The organism is Ligilactobacillus faecis, assembly GCF_029889745.1.
GTDB lineage: Bacteria > Bacillota > Bacilli > Lactobacillales > Lactobacillaceae > Ligilactobacillus > Ligilactobacillus faecis.
On the sequence record NZ_CP123639.1, the window covers coordinates 2,196,934 to 2,222,170 of the forward strand.

A 25,237-nucleotide genomic window follows, 5' to 3' on the forward strand; every position below is an offset into this window, starting at 1 on the left:
CTCAAGGAACGCGAAAGTTAGATAGCTTTCCTTTCTCGATTTTTCTCATATAATGGATAATAAATAGTAGTACCTAGCGAAGCATTTACTTGTGACTAAAATCACACATTAACATATGGACTACTCTGAACTTTGATATTTATTTCACATCTAAACTTTCCTTTAAATATCAAAAACAGTCATAGTCAACGACCTAACTTCTAAATACTAGGTACCTAGCTTCGTATCCGCTTTGATATACCCCAATTATACTTGTAATCAATAGGATAAGCAAATATCGCAAGGAAACGACAAAAAAGCCGAGATCAAGATCTCGACTTTTTTGTTTACTTGTTAAGCAATGACATTACAGTAGAGTTGACGAGTTTACCGTCAGCTTTACCTTTTAATTTTGGCATCACTGCCCCCATTACCTTACCGAAGTCAGCTTTTGATGTCGCTTTGACCTGTTCGATCGTTTCTTCAACTACGGTCTTTACTTCATCAGCACTGAGTTGTTTTGGCAAATAGCTTTCAACAACCTTGATTTCTTCTTCGAGTTTTTGGACAGCTTCGCTACGTCCGGCAGCTTTGAATTCTTCTAAAGAATCCTTCCGTTGCTTCAACTCACGAGATAACACGCTGATCTCTTCATCAGAGGTCAGGTCATGTCCAACGTTGATCTGCTCATTAGTAACTGCAGCTTTAAGCATTCGAACAGTGCCTAAACGGTCTTTGTCCTTAGCTTTCATCGCAGCTACCATGTCTTTTTGTAATGAATCTAACAAACTCATCACATTTGCCTCCTCTAGAAACTAGAAACGACGCTTATTTTTGCGCTTTCTTGCTGCTTCGGATTTTTTCTTACGTTTTACACTTGGCTTCTCGTAGAATTCACGTTTCCGATATTCTTGCAAAGTACCTGTTTTTGAAACGGAACGTTTGAAGCGACGAAGAGCGTCATCAAGAGATTCGTTTTTACGAACGACTGTCTTTGACATGGTTGTTTCCCTCCCTCCGAGCTTAAATGTAACCGTCTTAATTGTAGTACAACAAACTTCAACAGTTCCTTTCTATTATAAACTAAATTTAAAGATCTCGTCAACAAACTTTATCAACTTTCACACAATTCTTTAAGTAGACATAAAGTACTCTGTATCGTTTGTCTCAGAAACAAGATCTGTAATATAATTGACTCAGAAATAGCTTTCATTTTCCTACACCTATCTCGATCATGTGAAAAGTAAAATGTGCTCTGTGGTCGCAGCCGGAAAGCTAGAATATCTAGAAAGGAGTAGCTATATATTTTCATCAGCACATTTATATAGCGATCATCATCTATGTCAAATAAGGCCAATATTTATGCTATCTCAGATTCATTAGGGGAAACAAGTTATGCACTTGCTCAAGCAGCCGCCGTCCAATTCCCACAAACCGATTTTAAGATCCAACGTTTTCCATTGATCAAGACAGTCTCGATCTTGACTGGGATCTTAAATCGTGCTAAGCGTGAAGATGCTACGATCTTTCATACTTTTGTCGATCCCGAGTTATCAAATTTTGCGAATAATTTTTGTAAAGATAACGGACTGATCGTGATCGATGCTTTGAGCCAAGCTCTGACTGAGCTTTCGCAAAAAACAGGGCAAAAACCACTGCAAAAAGCCGGGATCAATCACAATACTGACAAAGAATATTTCAATCGGATCGAAGCTTTAGAATTCGCTGTCACATACGACGATGGTAAAGACCCAGCCGGCTTCTTAAAAGCTGACCTAGTTTTATTAGGGATCTCGCGTACTTCTAAGACGCCACTTTCGCTTTTCCTAGCTAACCGCGGTTACAAAGTCGCTAATTTACCACTCGTTCCTAAAGCTCAGATCCCACAAGAGATCTATAAAGTCGATCCAAATAAGATCTTTGGACTAACAAATGATCCTGAGATCTTGAACGGTATCAGACGTGAACGCATGATCTCTTACGGACTTGATCCAGATACACACTACTCAAATATCGATAACATCGAAAGCGAGTTACGCTTTGCCAATGAACTTTATAAAAAACTAGGTTGTCCAGTGATCAACGTTGCACACAAATCGATCGAAGAAACAGCAACGATCATCACCGAAAGTTTAGACAATAACGCCAAAAAATAATATCACTAAAAAGTAGCCCTCTCAAGTTGATCTGAGACCCGTCAAGTGAACAACTAAATAATTAAAATTCTAGGCAGCCTGATTCCGGTATTCTTCTGGAGTCAGGCTGTTTAGTTTTATTTGGTAACGTTGGGTATTGTAGAACTTGATATAGTTTTCGATCATTTCTACAAGTTCTCCATATGTTTCACATTTTAGCCAATAATAACATTCTGTCTTGAAATGACTCCAAAAACTTTCCATTGGTGCGTTATCGATACATTTCCCCACTCGAGACATACTTCTTGTAACACCATGCCTTGAGGTCAACCGAAGATATTCCTTTGAAGTATATTGAAATCCACGATCACTGTGAAGAAGTAGATTAGCTTCATTTAAATGCGTGAATGCTTTTTCTAAAGTCTTCATGACAAGCCGATTATCATTTCTTTTACTAATTTCAAAACTTATGATAGATCCATCGTATAGATCTTTGATCGCACTTAAATAAGCTTTTTGTCCTAAGCCATATTCTAAATAAGTGACATCAGTCACCCACTTTTGATTAGGTCTAGTAGCGGAAAAATCACGACCTAAAGTATTTTCTTCGTAGTTTAAATGTTCTGAACGAGTACAACCTCGGCGTTTGCGACGAATTACTGAATATAAACCAAGGACTCTCATTAAGCGACGAATACGTTTGAAGTTATATTGTTTTTGATACTTTCGATTGATAAGAAGAGTCATTCTTCTAGAACCGTAAATTCCATTTAAAGCATGAAATTCTTTTTTTATGATCTCACTTAACCATTCATTTTCCAAAGTACATTGTGATTTTGGAGCAGTTAAATAACGATAATACCCTGAGCGCGATACATTTAAGATCGCACAAAGGATCCAGAGTTCAATTTGTGGAAACTCTTTAAGAACTTCCTGAATAGCTTTAAAACGCAGATTTTTAGGTATAAAGCTTATCTCCTCCTTTCGAGTTCGTCCAATTTTTTTAAAACGATATTTTCTGCTTCTAGATATTTATTACGTTCTTTCAAACGTAGGATCTCAAGCTTGAGACGCTCAGTTTCAGAAAGAGTCTTATAATCACGATCTTTAACTGTTTTACCACGATTATCGTATAATGCCTTTTCGCCATCTACTTCAAACTTTTTGACCCAATTATAGACTTGGGAATAAGAAACATTATATTTATCGATCGCTTTGTGATAATTCTTATTATTAGCAAGTGTATACTGAACTATTTCGAGCCGTTCCTTAAAAGTAGTTTTACGTCCATGTTTCATTCTATTACGACCTCCAATGGTAGCTTTAAAGCCTTTTCCATTAGTATACAAGTTGATCCATTTACGTAAAACCGAAACACTCGAAATATTGTATTTATCACAAATTTTCTTTGGTGAACGTCCATTTTCTAAATATTCTAGAACCGCAGTTGTTTTTAATTCAACTGAATATTCTTTCCAGGTTCTAGACTCTTTTAAGCCATCTAAACCGCCAGCTTTGTATTTTCTGATCCAATTATCAAATGTATTTTTAGAAATGGTATATTTCCGGCAGATAAAGTACTTACTATATTGTCCACTAAGATACTCGGAGACTGCCTGGTATCTTTCTTCAAGTGTATGTTTAGTAGTTCTTCTAGACATAAAAAATCCCCCTAGAGTGATCACAGAATCTTTATTATTTCCGTGTCCACTCTAGGGGAATCATATCAAAAGTCGCTTCATTGCTCAACTTAAGAGGGCTACTTTTTATTTTTAACTTAATTTCCCTTTAGTCGCATAAACTTTATCTAGCAGATCAGGATCAAATTCGCCTGCCCGTAACATAGCTAGCTCATAAGCATATGGTGCATAACGATCATTTTTATCTGGACCAACATACGGCGTTTCAAGGATCTTAGCGATCTCTTTGAATTCTTCTTTTTGCGCGACCCTTTCAAGGGCAGCAAAACCGATCGTCCCAAACCCTAGATTAGCATGCCGATCTTTATGACTTCCCCGCTCATTTTGGGAATCGTTCAAATGGATCACTTGCAATCTTTCTAAGCCAATGATCTTATCAAATTCAGCTAGCACACCATCAAAATCATTTTTGATATCATAACCAGCGTCATTTGTATGGCATGTATCAAAAGTTACCGAAACTTTATCGTCATGTTCGACTAATTCGATGATCTGTGCTAATTCTTCAAAACTACGCCCGACTTCAGTCCCCTTGCCAGCCATCGTTTCTAAAGCGATCTGGATCTTTTGGTCTGGTTTGATCACTTCATTTAAGCCCCGTGCGATATTTTTGATCCCTTCATCAGCACCTAGACCTACATGCGCTCCAGGATGAAGTGTCATTTGCGTTGCTCCTAAAGCTTCAGCACGTTCAACTTCTTCTCTTAAAAATTGGACGGCAAAATCAAAATTTCCTGGTTTTTTTGTATTAGCTAAATTGACGATATACGGTGCATGCACAACGATCTGACTTAAGCCATGCTCTGCCATATATTCTTTGCCAGCTGGGATATTTAACTCTGCGATCGCCTTTCTTCGCGTATTTTGGGGAGCGCCAGTATAGATCATAAATGTCGATGCTTGATAGCTTGCCGCCTCTTTAGCAGCACCAAGTAGCATCTCTTTACCTTTCATCCCTACATGTGAACCGATCAACATTTTCTCACCTCATATCAGATAATATAAAATAACTTAAACAACAGCGGATCAACGACCCGCAAATATAAATTGACTTTACTACGCGTTTTTAAGTACGGATTGTGTTTATAATTAGGAAAATCATGCCGTAAAGTTTGCTTGATCTGATCAAGAAGTTGACGGCGTAAAGCTTTATCCTTGATCTTTAAAACTTTACGTACTAAAACATTGCCTAATAAATTTCGGCTAAAACGATACTCCAATTCAGATCGATATTTTGCTAAACACCCTCGTTGCTCATAAAAAGACAAAATATCGGCATAGATCGTAAAGATCTCTTGAACTCGTGTCGTTTCTCGATACGAGATCGAATCTCCTCGCTGGATATAATGGACTTCACAGACTGGATCGAGCGCAACTTCTGTAATATCTGTCAAATAAGTCACTAACTTAAAGAAAAACTCTTGGTCTTCATATAAGAGGCCAACTGGAAATTTGACTTTTGTTGCTAAGAGCCAGTCACGTAAATAAAGTTTGTTCCAGGCTACAACGCGTCCTTTAACTAAATAATCTTTGAGTGAGGCATAACTTTTAATGATATCAGCTCGTTTCTTTGTCTCATATTCCCAAAAAAAATTACACTCAACGATCTTTTTTTGCCCGGCTTGACTTTTAGCGTACATTCGCGCTAACATTTCAGGTTCAACATAGTCATCTGAATCGATAAACAAAATATATTGTCCAGTAGCATAAGGTAAACCGTAATTTCTAGCGTCTGACAAACCACCATTTTCCTTTTCATAATATTGGATCAACGCTGGATATTTGTCAGCATATGTTTGACAGATCTCACCTGAAGCATCGGTGCTACCGTCATTAACTAAGATCACTTCATATTCTGTCAAAGTTTGTGCCACTAAACTTTCTAAGCAACGGGGTAAATAAGCTGAAACATTATAAACAGGTACAATGACACTGATCTTTTTCATTGTTCATCCCTACCTATCAATTTTTTAGCCCGCCTTTCAAGTGCCCAGTATGCCCGAAAACCTAAATTGATCTTCATTCCGAATTTTTTTCCAAAAGTTCGGTTGATCTTTCTGATCGTTTGGATATGTTTTAAATTCGTTTGACTTTGCCACAAAGCACTATAATGGTGAATGCTCAAAGTTTGTTCTGTGATCACGATCTCTCCTGTCAAAAAATCCATTGGTGCAAAATATTTTGTTGGATAAATAACGACATCATCTAACTTTTGTAACTCATTTTTACGTTCATACCCAAGCTTTTCTAATTCTTTTGTCGTATAAACTGGGACGGCAAGCATATTCAAACTACCATCTGGAGTGATAAAATCGACATCTAAGTACATATCGCGCAACTTTTTCAACAGTGGATGTTTAGCTCTTGCCCCAAAACCTAGCCCAGGAGCAACTTCTAGACCAGCCTCATTTTCTTCGATCGCAAAGAAAGCTTCATTATCTAAAACTGGATCTAGAGAACGAACTAATTCAACATCAGTATCTAAATAGATCCCCCCATACTCATAAACAACATCAAAACCTAAGTAATCAGAGACAAAACTCCATTTTCCTGCTTTGGCTGCTTGCGCCATATACGGGACTTTTGTCACATCGTAATTTTTTTCATTCCATTCAATGACTTCATAATCAGGACAAAGTCTTTTCCATCCTGCGATATAATCTTGATATTCTTTAGGGAGTGGTTTATCACCAAACCAACAATAATGGATCTTTTTTTCGATCATATCTTCACCTCGATTTGTTCACAGATCTTTTGCACGGCCGTTTTCAAATACTCTCCTTGCCGCATTTTTTGTGCGATCAATTGTGTATTGTGCCACATCTGTTCATATTCAGCTTGTTCTAATCCAGTTAAACGTTCATCTAATTCAGTCAGGTCGGCAACACACAGACCGACTTTATTTTGAGCGACAAAATCAGCCAAAGCAGCTTCTTGCCAAATGATCACTGGAAGACCCGAACTCAAGTAAAGTGATGCTTTATGCGGATCATTATATTTTAAATACTCACCATAGACACCATCGCACCGCTCTAAGCTCGTCCCGTCCCAGATCAAGCCAAGATCTTGCGTTAACTTTTTAGGTAATTCATCTGGTGCAAAAGAACCTTCATAGCTAAGTGCAGTCGGATAGTGATCTTTTGGATTAGGTCCAAATAAACTCATTTTATGCGTCAAGCTCAATTTTTGCAAAAAATCAGCCTTTTGAAGATTACCGGCGTAGCAAAGCGTCCTTTCAAAATGATGCTCTTTTGGCAACGCAACTGGATTTAAATAGTCAAAGATCTCAAGCGAAACTAAAGGTTTGGCTATTTTATGTTCTTTAAACCATTGCTTCATTTTTTCATTGTGCACGATCAAGCCATCACCTTGGGCTAAAAAATCGAGCTCAGTTTGTTGATAAAGACGATCAGCTCGCCGAGTTCTCAAGCTTTCGACATCATGGATCAAAAAAACGATCTTAGCCTTCGTATAACGGCGTAATGCTTTTAAGATCGCACGATCAGTCATTTGATCAAAAGTTGGATATTGAAAAATAACTAATTCAGGCTGGATCTTTTTGATCTTTTGCGGAATATCCCAGACTCTTTGTCTCAGACTGATCACTTTAGCTTTCCGAGCTCCTGAAAAATAAAAATTAAGACGTTTGAAACCTTGAGCAGCTAAAATGTCTTCAACGTCAACTTTAGCTTTAGGGCCAGCTTCATTTTGCCCCTTGTCATACATCGAGATAACATATTTTTCCATGTTATTTTCCTTTCCTTACGGCTTAGGCTCATAAAAATGTCCCATAATATGCACATTCTCAGCAATGCTAACAAATGCGTGTGGATCTGATTCCCGCATAGCTTTACGAAGTTCAGGTTGTTCATACCGCGAAATGACCGTAAACAAGATCGTTTTTTTATCGTGTTTATAAGCCCCTTCGACACCATGCACGATCGTGATCCCACGGCGCATATGATTTTGAATGCAATCGATCACACTTTTAGGTTTACTTGTTACGATCATAACTTGCATCTTCTGTTGTTTAGTATAGACCATATCCATGACGCGCGCATTGACGATGATCCCTAAAGCTGAATAAAAAGCATAAGGCCAACCGTAAACTGCACCAGCCGCTAAGACGATAAAAGCATTGAAAATGATATTGATCGTCCCCACACTTTTACCAGTATGCTTTCTGATCGTCAGCCCTAAAATATCTAAGCCCCCTGTCGAGATCCCATTTTTTAAAGCTAGCCCTGTCCCAAAACCATTGATCGCCGCGCCAAAGATCGCACAAATGATCGGATCAGTCGTCAACGGGAGCGGTTGGATCGCTTTGATCATCAATGAAGAACAAAAAACAGCAATGATCGTAAAGATCGTAAAGCGATGGCCGATCTGGAACCAAGCTAAAATAAATAATGGCACATTCAAAACAAAGATCAAAAGCGCAGTTGACAATGGTACTGGCCAATTAGCGCTTAAAGTAGTCAATAACTGAGCTAGTCCCGTTATTCCTGAAGAATAAATATGTCCTGGTTCCCAAAAAAAGTTCAATGCAACTGAAACTAAAACACCATACATAAAAGCAGTTGAGGCTTTAGCGATATAAATATGTCGCTTCCAGATCTTCTGTAGTTCATCCATAGATATGTAGTTCCTTCCTTAATTCAATGGCTTAAAAAGCACATCAAAACTTTGAGCGATTCTCTTACTTCTCTATACTAATATACCGCACTTTATCACTAGAACAAACTATTTTTCAAATGAAAAATAGCCTATTTATATGAAAAAAATTTCACATAAATAGACTATCGATCAATAAACTATTCCTTATTTTCAGGCACTTCTGTCTTCAAATATAATTCATCCAATTGTTTTGGTGCCACAACACTTGGTGCGTGTGTCAAAGGTTCAGAAGCTTTCGAGTTCTTTGGAAAGGCGATCACTTCCCGAATATTATCTTTACCTGCAAGTAACATCGCAAAACGATCTAAGCCAAGCGCTAATCCGCCATGTGGTGGGAAACCAAAATCAAGTGCATCCATGAACCACCCGAACTGTTCTTTAGCACTTTCTTCGGTAAATCCTAACGCTTTGAACATCTCTTCTTGTACTTTACGTTGGTGGATACGGATCGAGCCCCCGCCTAATTCATACCCATTCAAAACGATATCGTAACTTTGGGCATGGCATTTATGTGGATCGGTCGTCAATAACTCTAGGTCTTCTTCATTTGGCATCGTAAATGGATGGTGAGCTGCAATATAGCGTTCAAATTCTTCACTATATTCAAAGAGTGGCCAGTCAACGACCCAAACAAAGGCAAATTGCGAACGATCGATCAGATCTAATTCTTTAGCGATCGCAACCCGTAAATAACCTAAAGCATCAGCGACAACTTTACGTGTATCAGCAACAAATAAGATCAGATCACCAACTTTAGCGCCTGTTGCCTCTAAGATCTGTGCTTCACGTTCCTTTAAGAACTTGGCGATCGGTCCAGTCAGACCTTCTTCGCTGACTTTGAGCCAAGCAAGACCTTTAGCACCAAAGCGTTTGATGTATTCTTGTTTTTCATCGATATGCTTGCGTGAATACTTATCTGCTCCACCTGGTACTGTGATCGCTTTGACTTGACCACCATTTTCTAAAGTTGCATCAAAAACTTTAAACCCAGCGCCTTTAACGGCCGTAGCCATATCCGTCAATTCCATCCCAAAACGAATATCTGGTTTATCTGAACCAAAACGATCCATCGCTTCATCCCAAGTTATCTTTTGGATCGGAGTTTGCAATTCGATCCCTAAAGTTTCTTTCATGATCGCTTTTAATAGACCTTCTGTCATTTTTTGGATCTCTTCGGCTGTCATGAAAGACATTTCCATATCGATCTGCGTAAATTCTGGTTGGCGATCGCCCCGAAGATCTTCATCACGGAAACAACGTGCGATCTGGTAGTACCGGTCAAAGCCAGCCCCCATCAACAACTGTTTGAAGAGCTGTGGTGATTGTGGTAAAGCATAAAAATGTCCAGGGTAAACACGTGATGGCACTAAGTAGTCTCGCGCTCCTTCAGGTGTCGAACGTGTCAAATAAGGGGTTTCGATATCTAAGAAATCATTTTCATCTAAATAACGATGAACTGTTTGGGTGATTCGATTTCTGATCTTCAAAGCCCGTAACATTTCAGGTCTTCTGAGATCTAGATAACGATACTGCAATCGGAGATCATCTGAAGCATTGATGTCATCCGCAATATCAAATGGAGTCGTTTTAGCTTCATTCAAGACTTTGATCGTTTGCACTTCGATCTCAACTTTCCCAGTCTTCATATTAGGATTGGCATTAGCTCGTTTGACGACTTTTCCTGTGATCTCGATCACATATTCACTACGAATATTTTCCGCTACTTTAAGAGCTTCTTCACTAAATTCTTGACTAAAAACTAATTGCACGATCCCTTCACGGTCGCGAAGATCGACAAAGATCAAATTACCAAGGTCACGTCGCTTTTGGACCCAACCTTTTAAAGTTACTGTTTGGCCTAAATATTTTTCATCAACTAGACCTGCATATGTTGTCCGTTCCATAATATTCTTTATTCCCCTTTACTCAAAACTGTCGCAAAATCGCCATAGATCGCAGCTAGAGCAACACTGGTCTCTTCTCCTGTTGCCATATTTTTTAAATTGGCTTGTCTTGCTTCTAATTCAGTTTCTCCAAGCGTCAACGTATACCGCGCATTCAAGCGACTTGCCGTCTTAAATTGACCCTTTGGTTTTCGAGCGAGATAGTCTCTTTCCGCACTAAAACCTTGATGACGTAAAGCTTGTACTAATTTCAAAGCTTCAGCATTAACTTTTTCGCCGATCGAAACGATATAAACATCAAGTGGATCACTTAAGTCAAGCTGATCTGTTTCTGCTTCTAAAACTAAAAGTAAACGTTCGATCCCTAGCCCAAAACCGATCCCTGGCGTTTCTGGGCCTCCAAGTTGTTCGACTAAGCCATTATAACGACCACCTGCACAGACTGTCGTCCACTTACCACCAAAAGCCTTTGAATCACTCATTATTTCAAAGATCGTATGATTATAGTAATCTAGACCGCGAACCATATTAGGATCGACGACATATTCGATCCCTAAAGCATCAAGCAAACTTTTAACTGTTTCAAAATGCTCTTTAGCTGCTGGTGTTAAATGATCTAAGATCGATGGTGCATCTGCTACGATCTTTTGATCAGTTTGATCTTTACTATCTAAGACCCGAAGCGGATTTTTGTGCAGACGTTCTTTTGAATCAGCTGAAAGTTGGTCTTCATAGGGCTCTAAATAATCGATCAGAGCTTGCCGATAGTTTGTTCGAGATTCATTATCACCTAAAGTATTGAGTGCTAGTTTCAAACTCTTGAGCCCAAAATTTTGCAAAAGATCGATCGCCATTGCGATAACTTCAACATCTAATGTAGGACTATCGACGCCAAAAGCTTCGACTCCGATCTGATGAAATTCACGGAGACGCCCAGCTTGAGGACGTTCATACCGAAACATCGGCCCCATATAATATGTTTTGACAGGTTTTTGGAATTCTGGTCCATAAAGTTTGTTTTCAACAAAACTCCGAACGACCCCTGCTGTTCCCTCAGGTCGAAGTGTAATATGCCGGTCACCTTTATCATAGAAGTCATACATCTCTTTTGTGACGATATCTGACGTTTCACCTGAAGTTCTAGAAAAGACCTCAAAACTTTCAAAAATTGGCGTCCGCATTTCTTGATAGCGGTACTTTTTAAATAATTCGCGGGCTTTTTTTTCAACATATTGCCATTTAGCCGAATCTTCTGGCAAAATATCAAAAGTTCCCTTTGGACGTTGGTATTTCATAATCACACCATATAAAATGTAGTAGATCATTAATGATCTTGAAAGATATATATCCTTTCATTTGATTTCTCTGCTCGCTCCCCTACATTTTTAACTTTCTAGTCGCTGAGCTTTTCAGAAATCGGTCAAAAGAAAAACCCTTGCTGAATAAAATCCAACAAGGGCGCAAAAACGGCGCGGTACCACCTTTATTTTTTCTATGGATAACGCACCATTACGCGGCATGTTCTCACATACACCTCAAGAGTTGTCTTTTAGTCAGTTCCACTGGCGGATCTTGCAGCTAACTCCGCTCTCTAAGCAGTTTCCCTGACCTACTTTTCTCTTTAGACCGGTCTGATATTCTACTATTCAGAATAATATCAAACCAAGTTAAAGTCAAGCACATCTCAACGATTATTTTCTAAATGCTCTAAAAAGCCTAACGCTGTTTTATAATCAGGTTCATTAGTTTGTTCTTTGATCAGTTCTTGATATAAGATCTCTCCATTTTCAGCAACGACCCAAATACTCCGAGCATCGATCTTTTTGTCAGCAACATACAACCCTAACGCCTTTCCAAATTCAGCTTGTACATCGGAAAGAAGTTGCATTTTTTCAACACCTTCAGTCGCACACCAATTGGCTTGTTCAGCTAAAGTATTTGTCGAGATCGTGTAAAAATTGAATCCTTGATACTTGTCGACTTCTTGGTTGAAATGCTTAGTTGAAAGGCTACAAACTCTGGTATCGATATCTGGCACGACACTGATCAAACTTGGTTTAGTCAATAGCTCTTTAGTGGACAAAGTCTTATTGGGAGCTAAAACCTTAAACTCTGGCAAAAATTCACCTACTTTAGGTGGCATTTTCTCTGTTTGACTAGCAACTCCGTGAAATGTGATCTCCATTAGCTTTATCTGCTATCAAATGGTAGAGTTTAGCACTAAAGATCTGTGCTTTCTTCAGAAAGAAAGATAGCTTCTCCTTCGTTATTTTTAAAAGTGATGAATCTACTCTACTTTTTTCTTTCTGATCTGATATCATCTTTATCAAAACGCTATCTTTTTATAGCGCTTCTATCTATTACTCTACCACCAAATCAAAACAGACCGTAACTTTTTGCTTAACTACCAACTAGCTTTTTTGACCCCTGGGATCAAGCCTTGATGCGCAAGCTTGCGGAAATTCAAGCGTGACATTTTGAATTTGCGCATATATCCATGTGGGCGCCCGTCGATCTGATCACGATTATGGTAACGTGTTGGACTCGAATCCCGAGGCAATTTTGCTAAAGCCTCCCAATCCTTTGCTTGTCTTAATTCACGTCGTAAAACAGCATATTTTTCGATCATTTCAGCTTGTTTTTTAGCTTTTGCGATCTTTGATTTTTTAGCCATCACTTTCCTCCTGTTTAAATAGTAATAATTACCATTTAAACAATACAATTTCTATTTTATTTTGTCAATAGCTAAAATTTACGCAAGCTTTTGATAAAGATAAAAACTGAGCAAAGCACTAGCTAGTAAAAAAACATTCAAACAGCCAACTATATTGACTAAAGCTATTTTTTCACCTAGCGCTCCGATCAAAAAAGAAGCAGTTGTCAAAAGCGCCGAGATCATTAGATTGCTGACTGAAATGATCGTCGCTCGGACATTTGCATAAGCAAGTGCTTGGAGTTTATTTTCTAAAATAACGTTCCAGATCTCATAGACAACATTCACGCTCACCAAGCTCAATAAAATAATACTCAACTTCTGCTCTAAAAAGAGCGCAAACAACACTAAGCTAATACTTTGTAAGCTCCAAACTAAAAGATCTTCTTGAATGATCTTTGAAAGACGATAAGTAAAAAAGACTGCTATCGCGCCTAAAAAAGAAAGGATCCCAAAGATCGTAGAAACAAGACTGACATTTAGTTTGAGCGTTTCTAAGATCAACGGTCCATATTGATAACTGATCGTCACTGCAGTTGCTGAAAAACAGGTCGTCGCAAGTAAAGGAAGTGCCCTTTTTTCACGTAAAAAGAAAGTCCTTAACTCAGCCAATAAAAGTTTGAAAGTCTTACTATCCTCTTCAGTAGTTATTAAATTTTTAGTGTCGATCTGAGTACATAATAAAAATGCTATCGCTCGACCACTAAGCCCAAGGATAAAGAGCAGTGTCCAAGAGTACTGTGCGATCCAACCACCAGAAAAGTTTCCAAGCGCAGTCGCTAAAACGCCAACTGCAGTAAAAACACTAGCATATTTCAAATAATTTTGTTTTTCTTTAGATGAAAGACTTTCATATAATAATGAAATATCAGTTCCAGATATCAAAGCTAAACCTAAAGCAAACAATAAAAAACTTATATAAAGCAATATATGTATTTTAGGAACAAAATATGCTAGAAGATAAATAAAACAAAGAGTTTCCCCTAAAAGTAACGCTTTTTTATGCCCGATCCGATCTGAGATCAAACCTGAAGGAAGCTCAAAAATAACTTGACAGATCGTAAAAAAGCCTTCAAGTAAAGCGATCTGCGTGATCGTCCAGCCTTGACTTTTCAAATAGATCATCCACACAACAATTTCCAACATCAAATTAGAAAAACCATTATATAATAGTAATTTTCGCATAAAAACCCCCCTTTACTTGCTGAATTATAACATATCCGCCCATTAAATATTTAGTCACTGTGAGGATCTAAGTAGGAATTTTTCAACTCATCCTTTATGCTAAAGTATTACCCTTTTTTCACTACAACTTACTGTTTTTAACTATTTTTGATATAAAATAAAAGGGTATTCGTCAACTGATATGGATATTCCTACAAACACTTCCTACAAACACTTCCTACAATAGAATTGATCTGAGACCCGTCAAGTGAACAACTAAATAATTAAAATTCTAGGCAGCCTGATTCCGGTATTCTTCTGGAGTCAGGCTGTTTAGTTTTATTTGGTAACGTTGGGTATTGTAGAACTTGATATAGTTTTCGATCATTTCTACAAGTTCTCCATATGTTTCACATTTTAGCCAATAATAACATTCTGTCTTGAAATGACTCCAAAAACTTTCCATTGGTGCGTTATCGATACATTTCCCCACTCGAGACATACTTCTTGTAACACCATGCCTTGAGGTCAACCGAAGATATTCCTTTGAAGTATATTGAAATCCACGATCACTGTGAAGAAGTAGATTAGCTTCATTTAAATGCGTGAATGCTTTTTCTAAAGTCTTCATGACAAGCCGATTATCATTTCTTTTACTAATTTCAAAACTTATGATAGATCCATCGTATAGATCTTTGATCGCACTTAAATAAGCTTTTTGTCCTAAGCCATATTCTAAATAAGTGACATCAGTCACCCACTTTTGATTAGGTCTAGTAGCGGAAAAATCACGACCTAAAGTATTTTCTTCGTAGTTTAAATGTTCTGAACGAGTACAACCTCGGCGTTTGCGACGAATTACTGAATATAAACCAAGGACTCTCATTAAGCGACGAATACGTTTGAAGTTATATTGTTTTTGATACTTTCGATTGATAAGAAGAGTCATTCTTCTAGAACCGTAAATTCCATTTAAAGCATGAAATTCTTTTTTTATGATCTCACTTAACCATTCATTTTCCAAAGTACATTGTGATTTTGGAGCAGTTAAATAACGATAATACCCTGAGCGCGATACATTTAAGATCGCACAAAGGATCCAGAGTTCAATTTGTGGAAACTCTTTAAGAACTTCCTGAATAGCTTTAAAACGCAGATTTTTAGGTATAAAGCTTATCTCCTCCTTTCGAGTTCGTCCAATTTTTTTAAAACGATATTTTCTGCTTCTAGATATTTATTACGTTCTTTCAAACGTAGGATCTCAAGCTTGAGACGCTCAGTTTCAGAAAGAGTCTTATAATCACGATCTTTAACTGTTTTACCACGATTATCGTATAATGCCTTTTCGCCATCTACTTCAAACTTTTTGACCCAATTATAGACTTGGGAATAAGAAACATTATATTTATCGATCGCTTTGTGATAATTCTTATTATTAGCAAGTGTATACTGAACTATTTCGAGCCGTTCCTTAAAAGTAGTTTTACGTCCATGTTTCATTCTATTACGACCTCCAATGGTAGCTTTAAAGCCTTTTCCATTAGTATACAAGTTGATCCATTTACGTAAAACCGAAACACTCGAAATATTGTATTTATCACAAATTTTCTTTGGTGAACGTCCATTTTCTAAATATTCTAGAACCGCAGTTGTTTTTAATTCAACTGAATATTCTTTCCAGGTTCTAGACTCTTTTAAGCCATCTAAACCGCCAGCTTTGTATTTTCTGATCCAATTATCAAATGTATTTTTAGAAATGGTATATTTCCGGCAGATAAAGTACTTACTATATTGTCCACTAAGATACTCGGAGACTGCCTGGTATCTTTCTTCAAGTGTATGTTTAGTAGTTCTTCTAGACATAAAAAATCCCCCTAGAGTGATCACAGAATCTTTATTATTTCCGTGTCCACTCTAGGGGAATCATATCAAATTGTGGGGAGTGTTTTTTTACGCAAATATACAATCAATTCGTAAAAAGAAAAATTGTTGATTAGCAAAACCGTAACAACTTCGTTTTAAGAGTTTGATCTTTCGATTGATACCCTCCAAAGGACCATTGGAATATTTTGAAGTTACGCTATTTATTAGATAGCTGCGATTTTTACGGAAAGTACGAATAGTCGTATCCATCTCTGTATTGGTGCGCTCATAACTATCGAGAACCTCATTCAAAGTAGTAATGTCTTTATTCTTCAAAGCTAAGGTAATATCTTGGTAAGTCTGATAAACTATTTTGAATTCAGAAAATTTATTGATGATCAAGTCGATCGCATTCTGTTGAGTCATATATTCATTGATTCCCCTAAGATAGACAACATTTTTAGGGTCGATCTCATCAGATTTCTTATGGAATAAACGCCACTGTGATTTGAGAATCTTGTATTCTCGACTATGCTTATTGAGTGATCTAGTGAGAGCGATTCGACAACTGTCTAAAGCACGTCCGGCTAGCTGAACTATATGAAACCGATCAATAATAATCTTGGCATTCGGGAAAAGTCGGCGAATGAAGCGCTGGTATTGAGCGTTTAAATCAATGACGACTGATTCCACTTGATCACGTTCAAACTTTGAGTAACGATTTTCAAAATAATTGATAATGGTAGAAGATAGTCTATCTGGGAGTTTAACAACTAACTTATGAGTTTGTGCATCACAACAGATAAAAGAAGTTGTATTTTTAATCGAACGAAATTCATCAAAACAAAGATTCTTGGGCAAAACAGGTACTCGATATTGAGGTTTGATCCGTTCGACAATAGTTCTTCGAACACTACTAGCAGAGCAATGACAGATGCGAGCGATAAGTTCACCGTTCAAACCTTCCCTAGCTAATAACATGATCTGATTTTTTAGTTTACGAGAAAGAGTTTGATTAGGCTTAGTCAATTCAGAGGTCGCACCGAAAGTTGTGCGACAATTTTTACATTGATAGCGTTGTTTATGAAGGATCATTTCATAACGTATACCGTTTAAACTTGGTAAACGTACGTGAGCTTTAGCGAAACCATTTTTATTAACAGTGGCAAAGCCACAATTTCGACAACGGCTGATAGGATAAGATAGTACAGCTTTGATCAAAACTAATTTCTCTGTGCCATTATTTAAATTATCGATAACATCAATAACTTTGAGATTAGGGTCTTTAATATTTAGAAGTTTTAGTATACAATCGTTATGGGACATTTAAATTCTCTCCTTTACGTGGTTTGTGGTGAATTCATTGTATAACGAGAGGGCATTAAATGTCCTTTTTTTGCGCAAAAAAACTGGTATGGAATTTTTCATCCATACCAGAAAGTGTATACCCAAATAAAAGAGGCAAAACGTTGATATAACAGCGTTTTGCCTCTTCTTAACTAGTATTAACTTCATTTAAAATGATTCGGGTGAGATTCGAACTCACGACCTACGGTTTAGAAGACCGTTGCTCTATCCAACTGAGCTACCGAACCATCGCAACGAAATTAATTATACCTTTTAAACTATTCTACTGTCAATAATTAGTCTAGAAAAAATTAAGAAATTATCGATAAAGCTTATTCATTTTTTAAGCCCTTGAATAAGCGATCTAAAAAGCCGCCTTCTTCTGTGACTTCATCACCAGACGCTTCAGCAAAAGCCTTCAAAGCGAGTTTTTGTTGCTTATTCAAATTCCTTGGGACTTGAACTTTGACTGTGACCCTTTCATCACCGTTTCCAGCTCCATGCAAACGTGGTGCACCTTTGCCACGTAAGCGGAAAGTTGTACCAGTTTGCGTTCCTGCTGGGATCTTTAATTTGACATCCCCATGAACAGTCTTCACTTGGATCTCATCCCCTAAAGTTGCTTGCACAAAACTGATCGGTTGTTCAAGATAGATCTCAGAGCCGTCACGCTTGAAGATGTCACTTGGAGCTACATTAAAGACGATAAAGAGATCGCCATATGGACCTCCGTTTACTCCAGCTTCACCTTGCCCTTGTAAACGCATTTGGTTACCATCTTCAACACCAGCTGGGACTTTGACTTCCACAACATGTTTTTTCCGCACATGTCCTGAACCATGACACGTTGTACATTTATCTTTGATCTCTTTTCCGGTCCCACCACAAACTTCACATTCTTGTTGAGTCATGATCCGACCAAGCGGTGTTTGCCGTTCAACTTGGACAAACCCCCGCCCACCACAGTGCGAACACGTAACTGGAGATGTTCCAGGTTTAGCACCTGAACCACCACACGTATCACATTCTTCTTCGCGAGTATATTCGATCTCAGTCGTTTTTCCAAAGATCGCTTCTTCAAAAGTCAAGTTCATTTCATACTGAAGATCACGCCCTTGACGAGGAGCATTGCGTGTCCGACCACCGCCTGCTCCACCACCAAAAAATGAGCTAAAGATGTCTTCGAAGCCACCGCCAAAGCCACCATCAAAACCACCAAAACCTTGGCCTGCTCCGCCACCAAAACCTTGAGCACCAGTTGAACCAAATTGGTCATATTGTGCTTTCTTTTGAGGATCACCTAAGATCTCATAAGCATCATTGACTTCTTTAAAACGTTCTTCTGCTCCTGGTTCATGGTTTAGATCTGGGTGATATTTCTTAGAAAGCTTGCGATAAGCCTTCTTTATCTCATCAGCAGATGCGTCTTTGGAGACACCCAATACGTCATAAGGATTTTTTTGTTCTGCCATTTTATTTATGCTATACCAAATGTGGTAAATACGTCGAGTATTCTAGAAAAATATAGCTTTTCCTTTCATGATTTTATTTACCAACTTACTCCACCTAAAGATCCGCTTTCTGTGCCACATTTTTCTTCCTAAACAGTAATTGCTTGATCATTTTGGGTAAAGTTTTATTGAGCATATTATGTTTTAATTATACAAAATTAATCAAAGCTTATCTATGCTCGAATGATAAACTTAGGTAAAAAAGAAAAGTCAAAGTCCCCACGGGCCTTTGACTTTTCTTTGTGCCATTTAGTGATTATTTATCGTCTGGATCGACTTCTTTGAAATCACCATCAACAGTGTTATCATCATTAGCATTTGCGTCTGATGCATCAGCTGTCTGTGCTTGGCCTTGAGCTTCTTGTGCCTGTTGGTAAAGTTTTACAGACATATCTTGAATGATCTTTGTTAGATCATCTTTTTTAGCTTTCATTTCTTCGATGTTGTTTTCTTCTTGCGCTTTCTTCAATGCATCGCGTGCATCAGTTGCTTTTTGAACTTCATCATCAGAAACTTTACCTTTGATCTCTTCTAAAGTCTTATCTGTTTGGAAGAGCAATTGGTCGACTTCATTACGAAGATCAACTTCTTCTTTTCGTTTCTTATCTGCTTCTTCGTTTTCTTTAGCTTCTTTGACCATTCGTTCGATCTCTTCGTCAGAAAGACCAGATGAACTCTTGATCGTGATCTTTTGTTCTTTATTTGTTCCAAGATCTTTAGCAGAAACATTTACGATACCATTCTTATCGATATCAAATGTAACTTGGATCTGAGGAACACCACGTGGAGCTGCTGGAATATCTGTCAATTGGAAACGACCTAATGTCTTGTTATCAGCTGCCATTGGACGTTCACCTTGTAAAACATGGATATCAACAGCAGGTTGGTTATCAGCAGCAGTTGAGAAGACTTGTGATTTAGAGGTTGGGATCGTTGTGTTACGATCGATCAACTTCGTAAATACGCCACCCATCGTCTCAATACCTAATGATAATGGAGTAACGTCAAGTAAAACGACATCTTTTACATCACCAGTGATGACCCCACCTTGGATCGCAGCCCCTAAAGCAACAGCTTCATCAGGGTTGACAGATTCGTTTGGTGTATGTCCAGTTTCAGCTTTAACAGCTTCCTTAACTGCTGGGATACGTGTTGACCCACCAACTAAAATAACTTCATCGATATCAGCATTTGTTAACCCTGCATCTTTTAAAGCGTTACGAACGGGGATCTTTGTTCGTTCGATCAGATCATGTGTCAATTCATTGAATTTAGCACGTGTCAATGTTGTTTCCAAATGCAACGGTCCAGCTTCACCTGCTGTGATAAATGGAAGTGAGATCTGTGCTGAAGTTACCCCAGAAAGATCTTTTTTAGCTTTTTCAGCAGCATCTTTTAGACGTTGCATTGCCATCTTATCGTTTGAAAGATCGATTCCATGTTCTTTTTTGAATTCATCAACTAACCATTCAATGATCTTGTTATCAAAGTCATCCCCACCAAGATGTGTGTCTCCGTTTGTCGAAAGCACTTGGAAAACACCATCACCTAATTCAAGGATCGAAACGTCAAATGTACCACCACCAAGGTCAAAGACTAAAACTTTTTCGTCTTTATCTTGCTTATCTAAGCCATAAGCTAAAGCAGCAGCTGTTGGTTCGTTGACGATCCGTTCAACCTTCAAACCAGCGATCTTACCAGCATCTTTTGTTGCTTGACGTTGGGAGTCATTGAAGTAAGCTGGAACTGTGATAACAGCTTGGGTCACTTCTTCACCAAGATAATTTTCAGCATATTCTTTGATATATTGTAAGATCATAGCTGAGATCTCTTGTGGTGTATATTCTTTACCGTCAACATCTACTGTATAACCAGCTTCACCCATGTGACGCTTGATCGAACTGATCGTGTTTGGATTTGTGATCGCTTGACGTTTAGCAACTTCACCTACTTGTGTTTCGCCATTTTTAAAGGAAACAACAGATGGTGTTGTCCGGTTACCTTCTGGATTTGTGATGATCTTTGCTTCTTTACCTTCAAGAACAGCAACTGCAGAGTTTGTTGTTCCAAGGTCAATACCAATAATTTTTGACATTAAACTTCCATCCTTTTAAAAATTTATTGTGCTACTACGACCATTGCTGGACGCAAAACGCGATCCTTTAGCATATAGCCTTCTTGTAAAACTTGAACGATCGTTTCAGGTTCTTGTCCTTCTGTGACCTCAACTGTTTTAACAGCTTGGTGTTTAGTTGGATCAAATGTCTCACCTAAAGAAGCGATCTTAACGATATCATTACTTGTTAGAGCTTTTTCAAGGTCACGGGCGACGATCTCGATCCCTTGCTTTAATTGCTTAGAGCCTGCATCGTCGACCTCTGTTTCAAGTGCACGATTCAAATTATCGATAACCGGCAAAATATCACGTGCTAAAGCTTGACCTTCATATTTTAACAGTTGCTCTTGTTCTTTTTTGAAGCGTTTAGTCATATTGGCCATTTCCGCTTCAGAACGATAATATCGATCTTCTAATTCATCATACTTCTTTTGTAATGCTTCTAATTTTTCATCAAGCGTTGGCTCTTCTTCATCAACTGCTGAAGTTGCTTTTGTTTCTTCACTTACAACAGTTTCCTTTGTTTCAGCTTCTTTTTCAGCTTCGTCAGCCATAGCTTTCTTGATATCTTCTGTCACGCCAACACCCCTTTTCTTAATAATTTAAAATCTTTGATAATAATCAGTGATCCGCCTAGTCAATTCATCTCGAAAAACACTAACTAGTCCGATCATTTTAGAATACGGCATATTTGTCGGTCCTAAAAGGGCGATCATCCCTTGACCATTATTACCATCATCAAATGTCGCCGAGATCAAACTATAATTTTGTAAAAGTTTACTTGGTAGTTCATCACCTAGCTTGACCGAGATCCCGCTCTTAGCTGGTGTTACTAAACTGCCGATCTTTGTCTGATCAACTAACGAATAAAGTGACTTTATCTGCTCAAGTGAGGCTCCCTTAGAAAAATCCAACATATTCATCTTCCCACCAATATAGACTTGCTCTTTCAAAGCCTTATCTAAAATACTACCAAAGACTTCGACAAATCCAGCTGGTTGATGCAAATATCGGCTCAGTAAAGGCAAACAATCATTCAGCCTGACAAGCACTTGACTTAAAGGAACACCTGCGATCTTATCATCTAAAAGACGCATCGCCACTTCAAGTTCATCGCTACTGATCCCAGCCGGCATCGTAAACGTCTGGCTTTCGACTGTTCCGTCACTAGTCACTAAGATCCCCATCACTTGTTGATTACCAAGGGGTACGATCCTCAGCCCTTCAACTCTGATATCTTTAGCTTTTGGCTTTAACGAGATCGCAGTATAACTTGTCAGATCAGAGAGGATCTGGGCTGACGTCGCCACGATCTCATCGACCTTTTGAAATTCGTTACCAAAAGAGCTTCGGATATTTTTTAGAGATGTTCGGTCAAGCTGACTAGGTTGGACGATATTATCAACATAATAGCGATAACCCTTCAATGAAGGGATCCGTCCTGAACTTGAATGTTCTTTAGCGATATAGTCTTGTTGTTCTAAGACCGCCATCTCATTGCGAATGGTCGCTGAACTCACATGGACAGGTAATCGTTGCTGTAAAGTCTTCGATCCGATCGGCTGACCTGATTCAGTGTAATTACGGATAACAGCCTCTAAGATCAATAATTGCCTCTCAGTCAACAATACTATCACCTCTTTTAGCACTTAACACTTCTGAGTGCTAAGTCAATTATTAATATACACAACTCTTAGCAATCTGTCAAGCAGAGTGCTAATTTTTGCGACGGAATATTTTTTCAACATTAGCCTTATCTTTTTCAAGTTGGGCGACTAGCTCTGCTACCCCTGAAAACTTGACCATTTCACGTATCATTTCTTCCCAAAAGACAGTCACTTTCTTACCATAGACCATTTGTGAAAAATCAAAAAGATTGACCTCTAACGTTTTAGCAAGATCAGCACCAAAAGTCTCATTATATCCGATCGAAGCCATTCCCATGTATTCTTTAGGAGTATCAGCTAATTTGACTTTAACAGCATAAACTCCAACAGCTGGTAACTTTTTATTAGCTTTCGTTTCGATATTTAAAGTCGGAAAACCTAATTTTCTTCCACGCTCAAAACCATGTACGACAACACCCGTTGTCGTGTAAGGGTGACCTAATTGCCGTGTCACCAACGCTAAGTCACCTTGATCAAGTGCTTTTCTGATCGCAGTTGATCCGATCTTTGTTTCTTCTTGTAGCAGATCAACTGCGACCACCTCGAAACGCCCTTTAGCATGCAGTGGTAAAGTTTGCATATTGGCTTTTTCTTTAGGTCCATACGTATAATCTTGGCCAGCAACAACAGCTTTCGCATGTAAACCAACAATGTATTTATCAACAAAAGTTTGCGGACTTAAATAAGCCAGCTCCTCATCAAATTTAACAATATACGCTATGTCAGCTCCAAGTTCTTCAAAACAAGTTAACTTCTCATCTAAGGTCGTCAAATAGCGTAGGTCTTGGGCTCTTTTCTTTTGAAAGATCACACTTGGATGCTGATCAAAAGTCATCACAGCCAGTTTTACTCCTAATTGCTGCGCTTTTTTGGCAGCTGTTTTTATCACCGCTTGATGTCCCCGATGGACTCCGTCAAAAAAGCCCAAGGCTAACACGATCGGCTCTTGCGCGACCGTATTTGTCATATATGGTTCTGCTAGCTCAATAACTTTCATTTTTCCCTTACTTTCTTACTCTAGATCGATCATCTGTTCTGCTCTAAACAATTTCTTAGTTTTATCATAATAATACAACGCGCGCACTTTACCTGCATAGTTCAAAACTACTTTATTGGCTGTATTTATATTTTTTAAATATTTAGGGGCTAAAAAACCTCCATTTTTCACAAGCTGCCATTGTTTATCTGAAAGCTCATATTGTGGATAGCTCGCTAACGCAGTTTGGATCGGTGCAACATATTTTTCCAGGCCATCACTCTTAACTGCTGCTTCTAATTCACTTAAGGTGACACTTTCAGCCAATGTAAAACCACCACTCTTAAGGCGGGTAAGATCAGACATAACTGCTGGTACACCTAAGATCTTCCCTAAATCAAAAGCAAGTGTGCGAACGTACGTCCCTTTTCCACAACCAACTTCAAAAAAGAGAGTTTGTTGTTTTTTGAGTGGATCATAAATACTCGCTTTTACTTGTTTAAAATAATCGACTCTAATTTTTCTTTCCGGTCGTTTAACCGTCTCGTTGTTACGCGCATACTCATAAAGACGTTTACCGTTGACTTTGACAGCTGAATACATCGGTGGGACTTGGATGATCTCTCCAGTTAAGCGTTCCATCGCTTGCTTGATCTCTTCATCTGAAAATGGTTTTTCGATTTCTTTTGTAGTAACAACTTTTCCATCAAGGTCTTCTGTTTCAGTTGCAAAACCTAAAATGATCTGTCCCGTATAAACTTTTCCCGATTCCATCAAGTAGTTGACAACTTTTGTTCCTTTACCGATGCAGATCGGTAAAACACCATCAACATTAGGATCAAGTGTACCACTATGTCCGATCTTACGCGTTCGGAAAAGTTTACGACATTTGACTACTGCATCGTGACTTGTCATACCACGATCTTTATTTAAAGGTAAGATCCCATCCATTGTTATAACTGCTATCCAATGTGGAGCTACCCTTGTAGCTTAGAAAAAAGATAGCTTTTCCTTTCTAAAAAATTGCTATTACCCAGACCACACTTTTCTATCTGGATCTCGATACAAAAAAAGAAGCTAGTTAGACCAGCTTCTTTTTCTCAAACTAAGTTAACGATCATTTTCTTGCTGGTGTAGCTTATTTAAAAGCTCATCAATGTGATCACCATAACGAACAGAGCTATCACGCTCAAATTTGATCTCAGGTGTCACATAGATCCGAAGTCGTTGACCTAATTCACGTCTGATCAAACCTGTTGCTTTATCAAGCCCGATCTGAGTCTTTTCTGCATCAGAAGCGAGATTTGAGAGCGTACTGTAATAGATCGTGGCATGCTGTAGATCACCTGTAACTTCGACACCCGTGATCGTTACCCCTTGAACTCGTGGATCACGAACACGCTTTGCTAAAATATCGTTGACTTCTTTTTGGATCTCTTGTGATAAGCGACCCACTCGATAATGTTGTGCCATTGCCTTATCGCT

21 protein-coding genes, 1 tRNA gene and 2 pseudogenes are annotated in these 25,237 nt (G+C 38.4%); 1 reads left to right on the forward strand and 23 read right to left on the reverse strand.

The features are described 5' to 3' along the window. Positions 1–326: 326 nt before the first annotated feature. Both QFX10_RS10020 and rpsU read right to left on the reverse strand, forming a co-directional pair. Complete coding sequence (locus tag QFX10_RS10020; RefSeq protein WP_280606077.1) at positions 327–773, reverse strand: GatB/YqeY domain-containing protein; 447 nt, start codon at positions 771–773, stop codon at positions 327–329. A gap of 21 nt (positions 774–794) precedes the next feature. After that, positions 795–980, reverse strand: coding sequence for a 30S ribosomal protein S21 (gene rpsU, locus QFX10_RS10025; protein ID WP_003694124.1), 186 nt, complete (start codon positions 978–980; stop codon positions 795–797). A gap of 339 nt (positions 981–1,319) precedes the next feature. On the opposite strand from rpsU, the gene QFX10_RS10030 reads away from it, so the two are divergent. Then, positions 1,320–2,135, forward strand: a complete 816-nt coding sequence (locus QFX10_RS10030; RefSeq protein ID WP_280606078.1) for a pyruvate, water dikinase regulatory protein — start codon at positions 1,320–1,322, stop codon at positions 2,133–2,135. Between the two features lie 69 nt (positions 2,136–2,204). Here QFX10_RS10030 and QFX10_RS10035 read toward each other — a convergent pair. The 21 genes and pseudogenes from QFX10_RS10035 to rbfA all read right to left on the reverse strand — a co-directional run bounded on the left by QFX10_RS10035 (position 2,205) and on the right by rbfA (position 25,225). Next, positions 2,205–3,775: pseudogene (locus QFX10_RS10035) on the reverse strand (IS3 family transposase). A 111-nt stretch (positions 3,776–3,886) separates the two neighbouring features. Continuing rightward, positions 3,887–4,792 carry a deoxyribonuclease IV gene (locus tag QFX10_RS10040; protein ID WP_280606079.1) on the reverse strand — a complete coding sequence of 302 codons (906 nt, stop codon included), beginning with the start codon at positions 4,790–4,792 and terminating at the stop codon, positions 3,887–3,889. A gap of 14 nt (positions 4,793–4,806) precedes the next feature. Beyond that, positions 4,807–5,760: a glycosyltransferase family 2 protein gene (locus QFX10_RS10045; RefSeq protein ID WP_280606080.1), complete on the reverse strand. Its 954-nt coding sequence runs from the start codon at positions 5,758–5,760 to the stop codon at positions 4,807–4,809. Further along, positions 5,757–6,539: a glycosyltransferase family 32 protein gene (locus QFX10_RS10050; RefSeq protein ID WP_280606081.1), complete on the reverse strand. Its 783-nt coding sequence runs from the start codon at positions 6,537–6,539 to the stop codon at positions 5,757–5,759. The genes QFX10_RS10045 and QFX10_RS10050 overlap by 4 nt, the downstream gene beginning before the upstream one ends. Beyond that, positions 6,536–7,561 (reverse strand): sugar transferase, encoded by a 1,026-nt coding sequence (locus tag QFX10_RS10055; protein WP_280606082.1) that lies wholly within the window; start codon positions 7,559–7,561, stop codon positions 6,536–6,538. Before QFX10_RS10055 ends, QFX10_RS10050 begins: the two co-directional genes overlap by 4 nt. Before the next feature lie 15 nt (positions 7,562–7,576). After that, positions 7,577–8,449, reverse strand: coding sequence for a YitT family protein (locus QFX10_RS10060; RefSeq protein WP_280606083.1), 873 nt, complete (start codon positions 8,447–8,449; stop codon positions 7,577–7,579). Between the two features lie 179 nt (positions 8,450–8,628). Continuing rightward, on the reverse strand, positions 8,629–10,395 hold the full coding sequence (gene aspS / locus QFX10_RS10065) for an aspartate--tRNA ligase (RefSeq protein WP_280606084.1): 1,767 nt from the start codon (positions 10,393–10,395) through the stop codon (positions 8,629–8,631). An 8-nt stretch (positions 10,396–10,403) separates the two neighbouring features. Further along, positions 10,404–11,690, reverse strand: a complete 1,287-nt coding sequence (hisS, locus tag QFX10_RS10070; RefSeq protein WP_280606085.1) for a histidine--tRNA ligase — start codon at positions 11,688–11,690, stop codon at positions 10,404–10,406. Between the two features lie 389 nt (positions 11,691–12,079). Then, positions 12,080–12,580, reverse strand: coding sequence for a thiol peroxidase (locus QFX10_RS10075; protein ID WP_280606086.1), 501 nt, complete (start codon positions 12,578–12,580; stop codon positions 12,080–12,082). Between the two features lie 219 nt (positions 12,581–12,799). Continuing rightward, positions 12,800–13,069, reverse strand: a complete 270-nt coding sequence (gene rpsN, locus QFX10_RS10080; protein WP_280606087.1) for a 30S ribosomal protein S14 — start codon at positions 13,067–13,069, stop codon at positions 12,800–12,802. Positions 13,070–13,147: 78 nt separating this feature from the next. Next, positions 13,148–14,293, reverse strand: coding sequence for an MFS transporter (locus QFX10_RS10085; protein WP_280606089.1), 1,146 nt, complete (start codon positions 14,291–14,293; stop codon positions 13,148–13,150). A gap of 271 nt (positions 14,294–14,564) precedes the next feature. Continuing rightward, positions 14,565–16,135: pseudogene (locus tag QFX10_RS10090) on the reverse strand (IS3 family transposase). 87 nt (positions 16,136–16,222) lie between these two features. Further along, on the reverse strand, positions 16,223–17,461 hold the full coding sequence (locus tag QFX10_RS10095) for an ISL3 family transposase (RefSeq protein WP_280605426.1): 1,239 nt from the start codon (positions 17,459–17,461) through the stop codon (positions 16,223–16,225). A 195-nt stretch (positions 17,462–17,656) separates the two neighbouring features. Beyond that, positions 17,657–17,730: transfer RNA gene (locus QFX10_RS10100), tRNA-Arg, on the reverse strand. 84 nt (positions 17,731–17,814) lie between these two features. Continuing rightward, positions 17,815–18,954 (reverse strand): molecular chaperone DnaJ, encoded by a 1,140-nt coding sequence (gene dnaJ, locus QFX10_RS10105; RefSeq protein WP_280606090.1) that lies wholly within the window; start codon positions 18,952–18,954, stop codon positions 17,815–17,817. A 295-nt stretch (positions 18,955–19,249) separates the two neighbouring features. After that, entirely contained in the window at positions 19,250–21,088 is a 1,839-nt protein-coding gene (dnaK, locus tag QFX10_RS10110) for a molecular chaperone DnaK (RefSeq protein WP_280606091.1), read from the reverse strand. A 23-nt stretch (positions 21,089–21,111) separates the two neighbouring features. Then, positions 21,112–21,663 (reverse strand): nucleotide exchange factor GrpE, encoded by a 552-nt coding sequence (gene grpE, locus QFX10_RS10115; RefSeq protein WP_280607282.1) that lies wholly within the window; start codon positions 21,661–21,663, stop codon positions 21,112–21,114. Between the two features lie 48 nt (positions 21,664–21,711). Further along, positions 21,712–22,737 (reverse strand): heat-inducible transcriptional repressor HrcA, encoded by a 1,026-nt coding sequence (gene hrcA / locus QFX10_RS10120; RefSeq protein WP_280606092.1) that lies wholly within the window; start codon positions 22,735–22,737, stop codon positions 21,712–21,714. Between the two features lie 88 nt (positions 22,738–22,825). Continuing rightward, entirely contained in the window at positions 22,826–23,773 is a 948-nt protein-coding gene (gene ribF / locus QFX10_RS10125) for a riboflavin biosynthesis protein RibF (protein ID WP_280606093.1), read from the reverse strand. 15 nt (positions 23,774–23,788) lie between these two features. Next, positions 23,789–24,703, reverse strand: a complete 915-nt coding sequence (gene truB / locus QFX10_RS10130) for a tRNA pseudouridine(55) synthase TruB (protein ID WP_280606094.1) — start codon at positions 24,701–24,703, stop codon at positions 23,789–23,791. Between the two features lie 159 nt (positions 24,704–24,862). Next, positions 24,863–25,225: a 30S ribosome-binding factor RbfA gene (rbfA, locus tag QFX10_RS10135; RefSeq protein ID WP_280606095.1), complete on the reverse strand. Its 363-nt coding sequence runs from the start codon at positions 25,223–25,225 to the stop codon at positions 24,863–24,865. Positions 25,226–25,237: the final 12 nt, after the last annotated feature.

What these genes read in the sequence shown, in the direction of transcription:
- QFX10_RS10040 (WP_280606079.1), bottom strand. Translation starts at nt 4,792, where the DNA reads ATGTTGATCGGTTCACATGTAGGGATGAAAGGTAAAGAGATGCTACTT.
- truB (WP_280606094.1), bottom strand. Translation starts at nt 24,703, where the DNA reads ATGGATGGGATCTTACCTTTAAATAAAGATCGTGGTATGACAAGTCAC.
- QFX10_RS10055 (WP_280606082.1), bottom strand. Translation starts at nt 7,561, where the DNA reads ATGGAAAAATATGTTATCTCGATGTATGACAAGGGGCAAAATGAAGCT.
- QFX10_RS10030 (WP_280606078.1), top strand. Translation starts at nt 1,320, where the DNA reads ATGTCAAATAAGGCCAATATTTATGCTATCTCAGATTCATTAGGGGAA.
- ribF (WP_280606093.1), bottom strand. Translation starts at nt 23,773, where the DNA reads ATGAAAGTTATTGAGCTAGCAGAACCATATATGACAAATACGGTCGCG.
- QFX10_RS10095 (WP_280605426.1), bottom strand. Translation starts at nt 17,461, where the DNA reads ATGTCCCATAACGATTGTATACTAAAACTTCTAAATATTAAAGACCCT.
- grpE (WP_280607282.1), bottom strand. Translation starts at nt 21,663, where the DNA reads ATGGCTGACGAAGCTGAAAAAGAAGCTGAAACAAAGGAAACTGTTGTA.
- QFX10_RS10060 (WP_280606083.1), bottom strand. Translation starts at nt 8,449, where the DNA reads ATGGATGAACTACAGAAGATCTGGAAGCGACATATTTATATCGCTAAA.
- rbfA (WP_280606095.1), bottom strand. Translation starts at nt 25,225, where the DNA reads ATGGCACAACATTATCGAGTGGGTCGCTTATCACAAGAGATCCAAAAA.
- dnaJ (WP_280606090.1), bottom strand. Translation starts at nt 18,954, where the DNA reads ATGGCAGAACAAAAAAATCCTTATGACGTATTGGGTGTCTCCAAAGAC.
- QFX10_RS10045 (WP_280606080.1), bottom strand. Translation starts at nt 5,760, where the DNA reads ATGAAAAAGATCAGTGTCATTGTACCTGTTTATAATGTTTCAGCTTAT.
- QFX10_RS10020 (WP_280606077.1), bottom strand. Translation starts at nt 773, where the DNA reads ATGAGTTTGTTAGATTCATTACAAAAAGACATGGTAGCTGCGATGAAA.
- rpsN (WP_280606087.1), bottom strand. Translation starts at nt 13,069, where the DNA reads ATGGCTAAAAAATCAAAGATCGCAAAAGCTAAAAAACAAGCTGAAATG.
- dnaK (WP_280606091.1), bottom strand. Translation starts at nt 21,088, where the DNA reads ATGTCAAAAATTATTGGTATTGACCTTGGAACAACAAACTCTGCAGTT.
- aspS (WP_280606084.1), bottom strand. Translation starts at nt 10,395, where the DNA reads ATGGAACGGACAACATATGCAGGTCTAGTTGATGAAAAATATTTAGGC.
- hisS (WP_280606085.1), bottom strand. Translation starts at nt 11,690, where the DNA reads ATGAAATACCAACGTCCAAAGGGAACTTTTGATATTTTGCCAGAAGAT.
- QFX10_RS10075 (WP_280606086.1), bottom strand. Translation starts at nt 12,580, where the DNA reads ATGGAGATCACATTTCACGGAGTTGCTAGTCAAACAGAGAAAATGCCA.
- rpsU (WP_003694124.1), bottom strand. Translation starts at nt 980, where the DNA reads ATGTCAAAGACAGTCGTTCGTAAAAACGAATCTCTTGATGACGCTCTT.
- QFX10_RS10085 (WP_280606089.1), bottom strand. Translation starts at nt 14,293, where the DNA reads ATGCGAAAATTACTATTATATAATGGTTTTTCTAATTTGATGTTGGAA.
- QFX10_RS10050 (WP_280606081.1), bottom strand. Translation starts at nt 6,539, where the DNA reads ATGATCGAAAAAAAGATCCATTATTGTTGGTTTGGTGATAAACCACTC.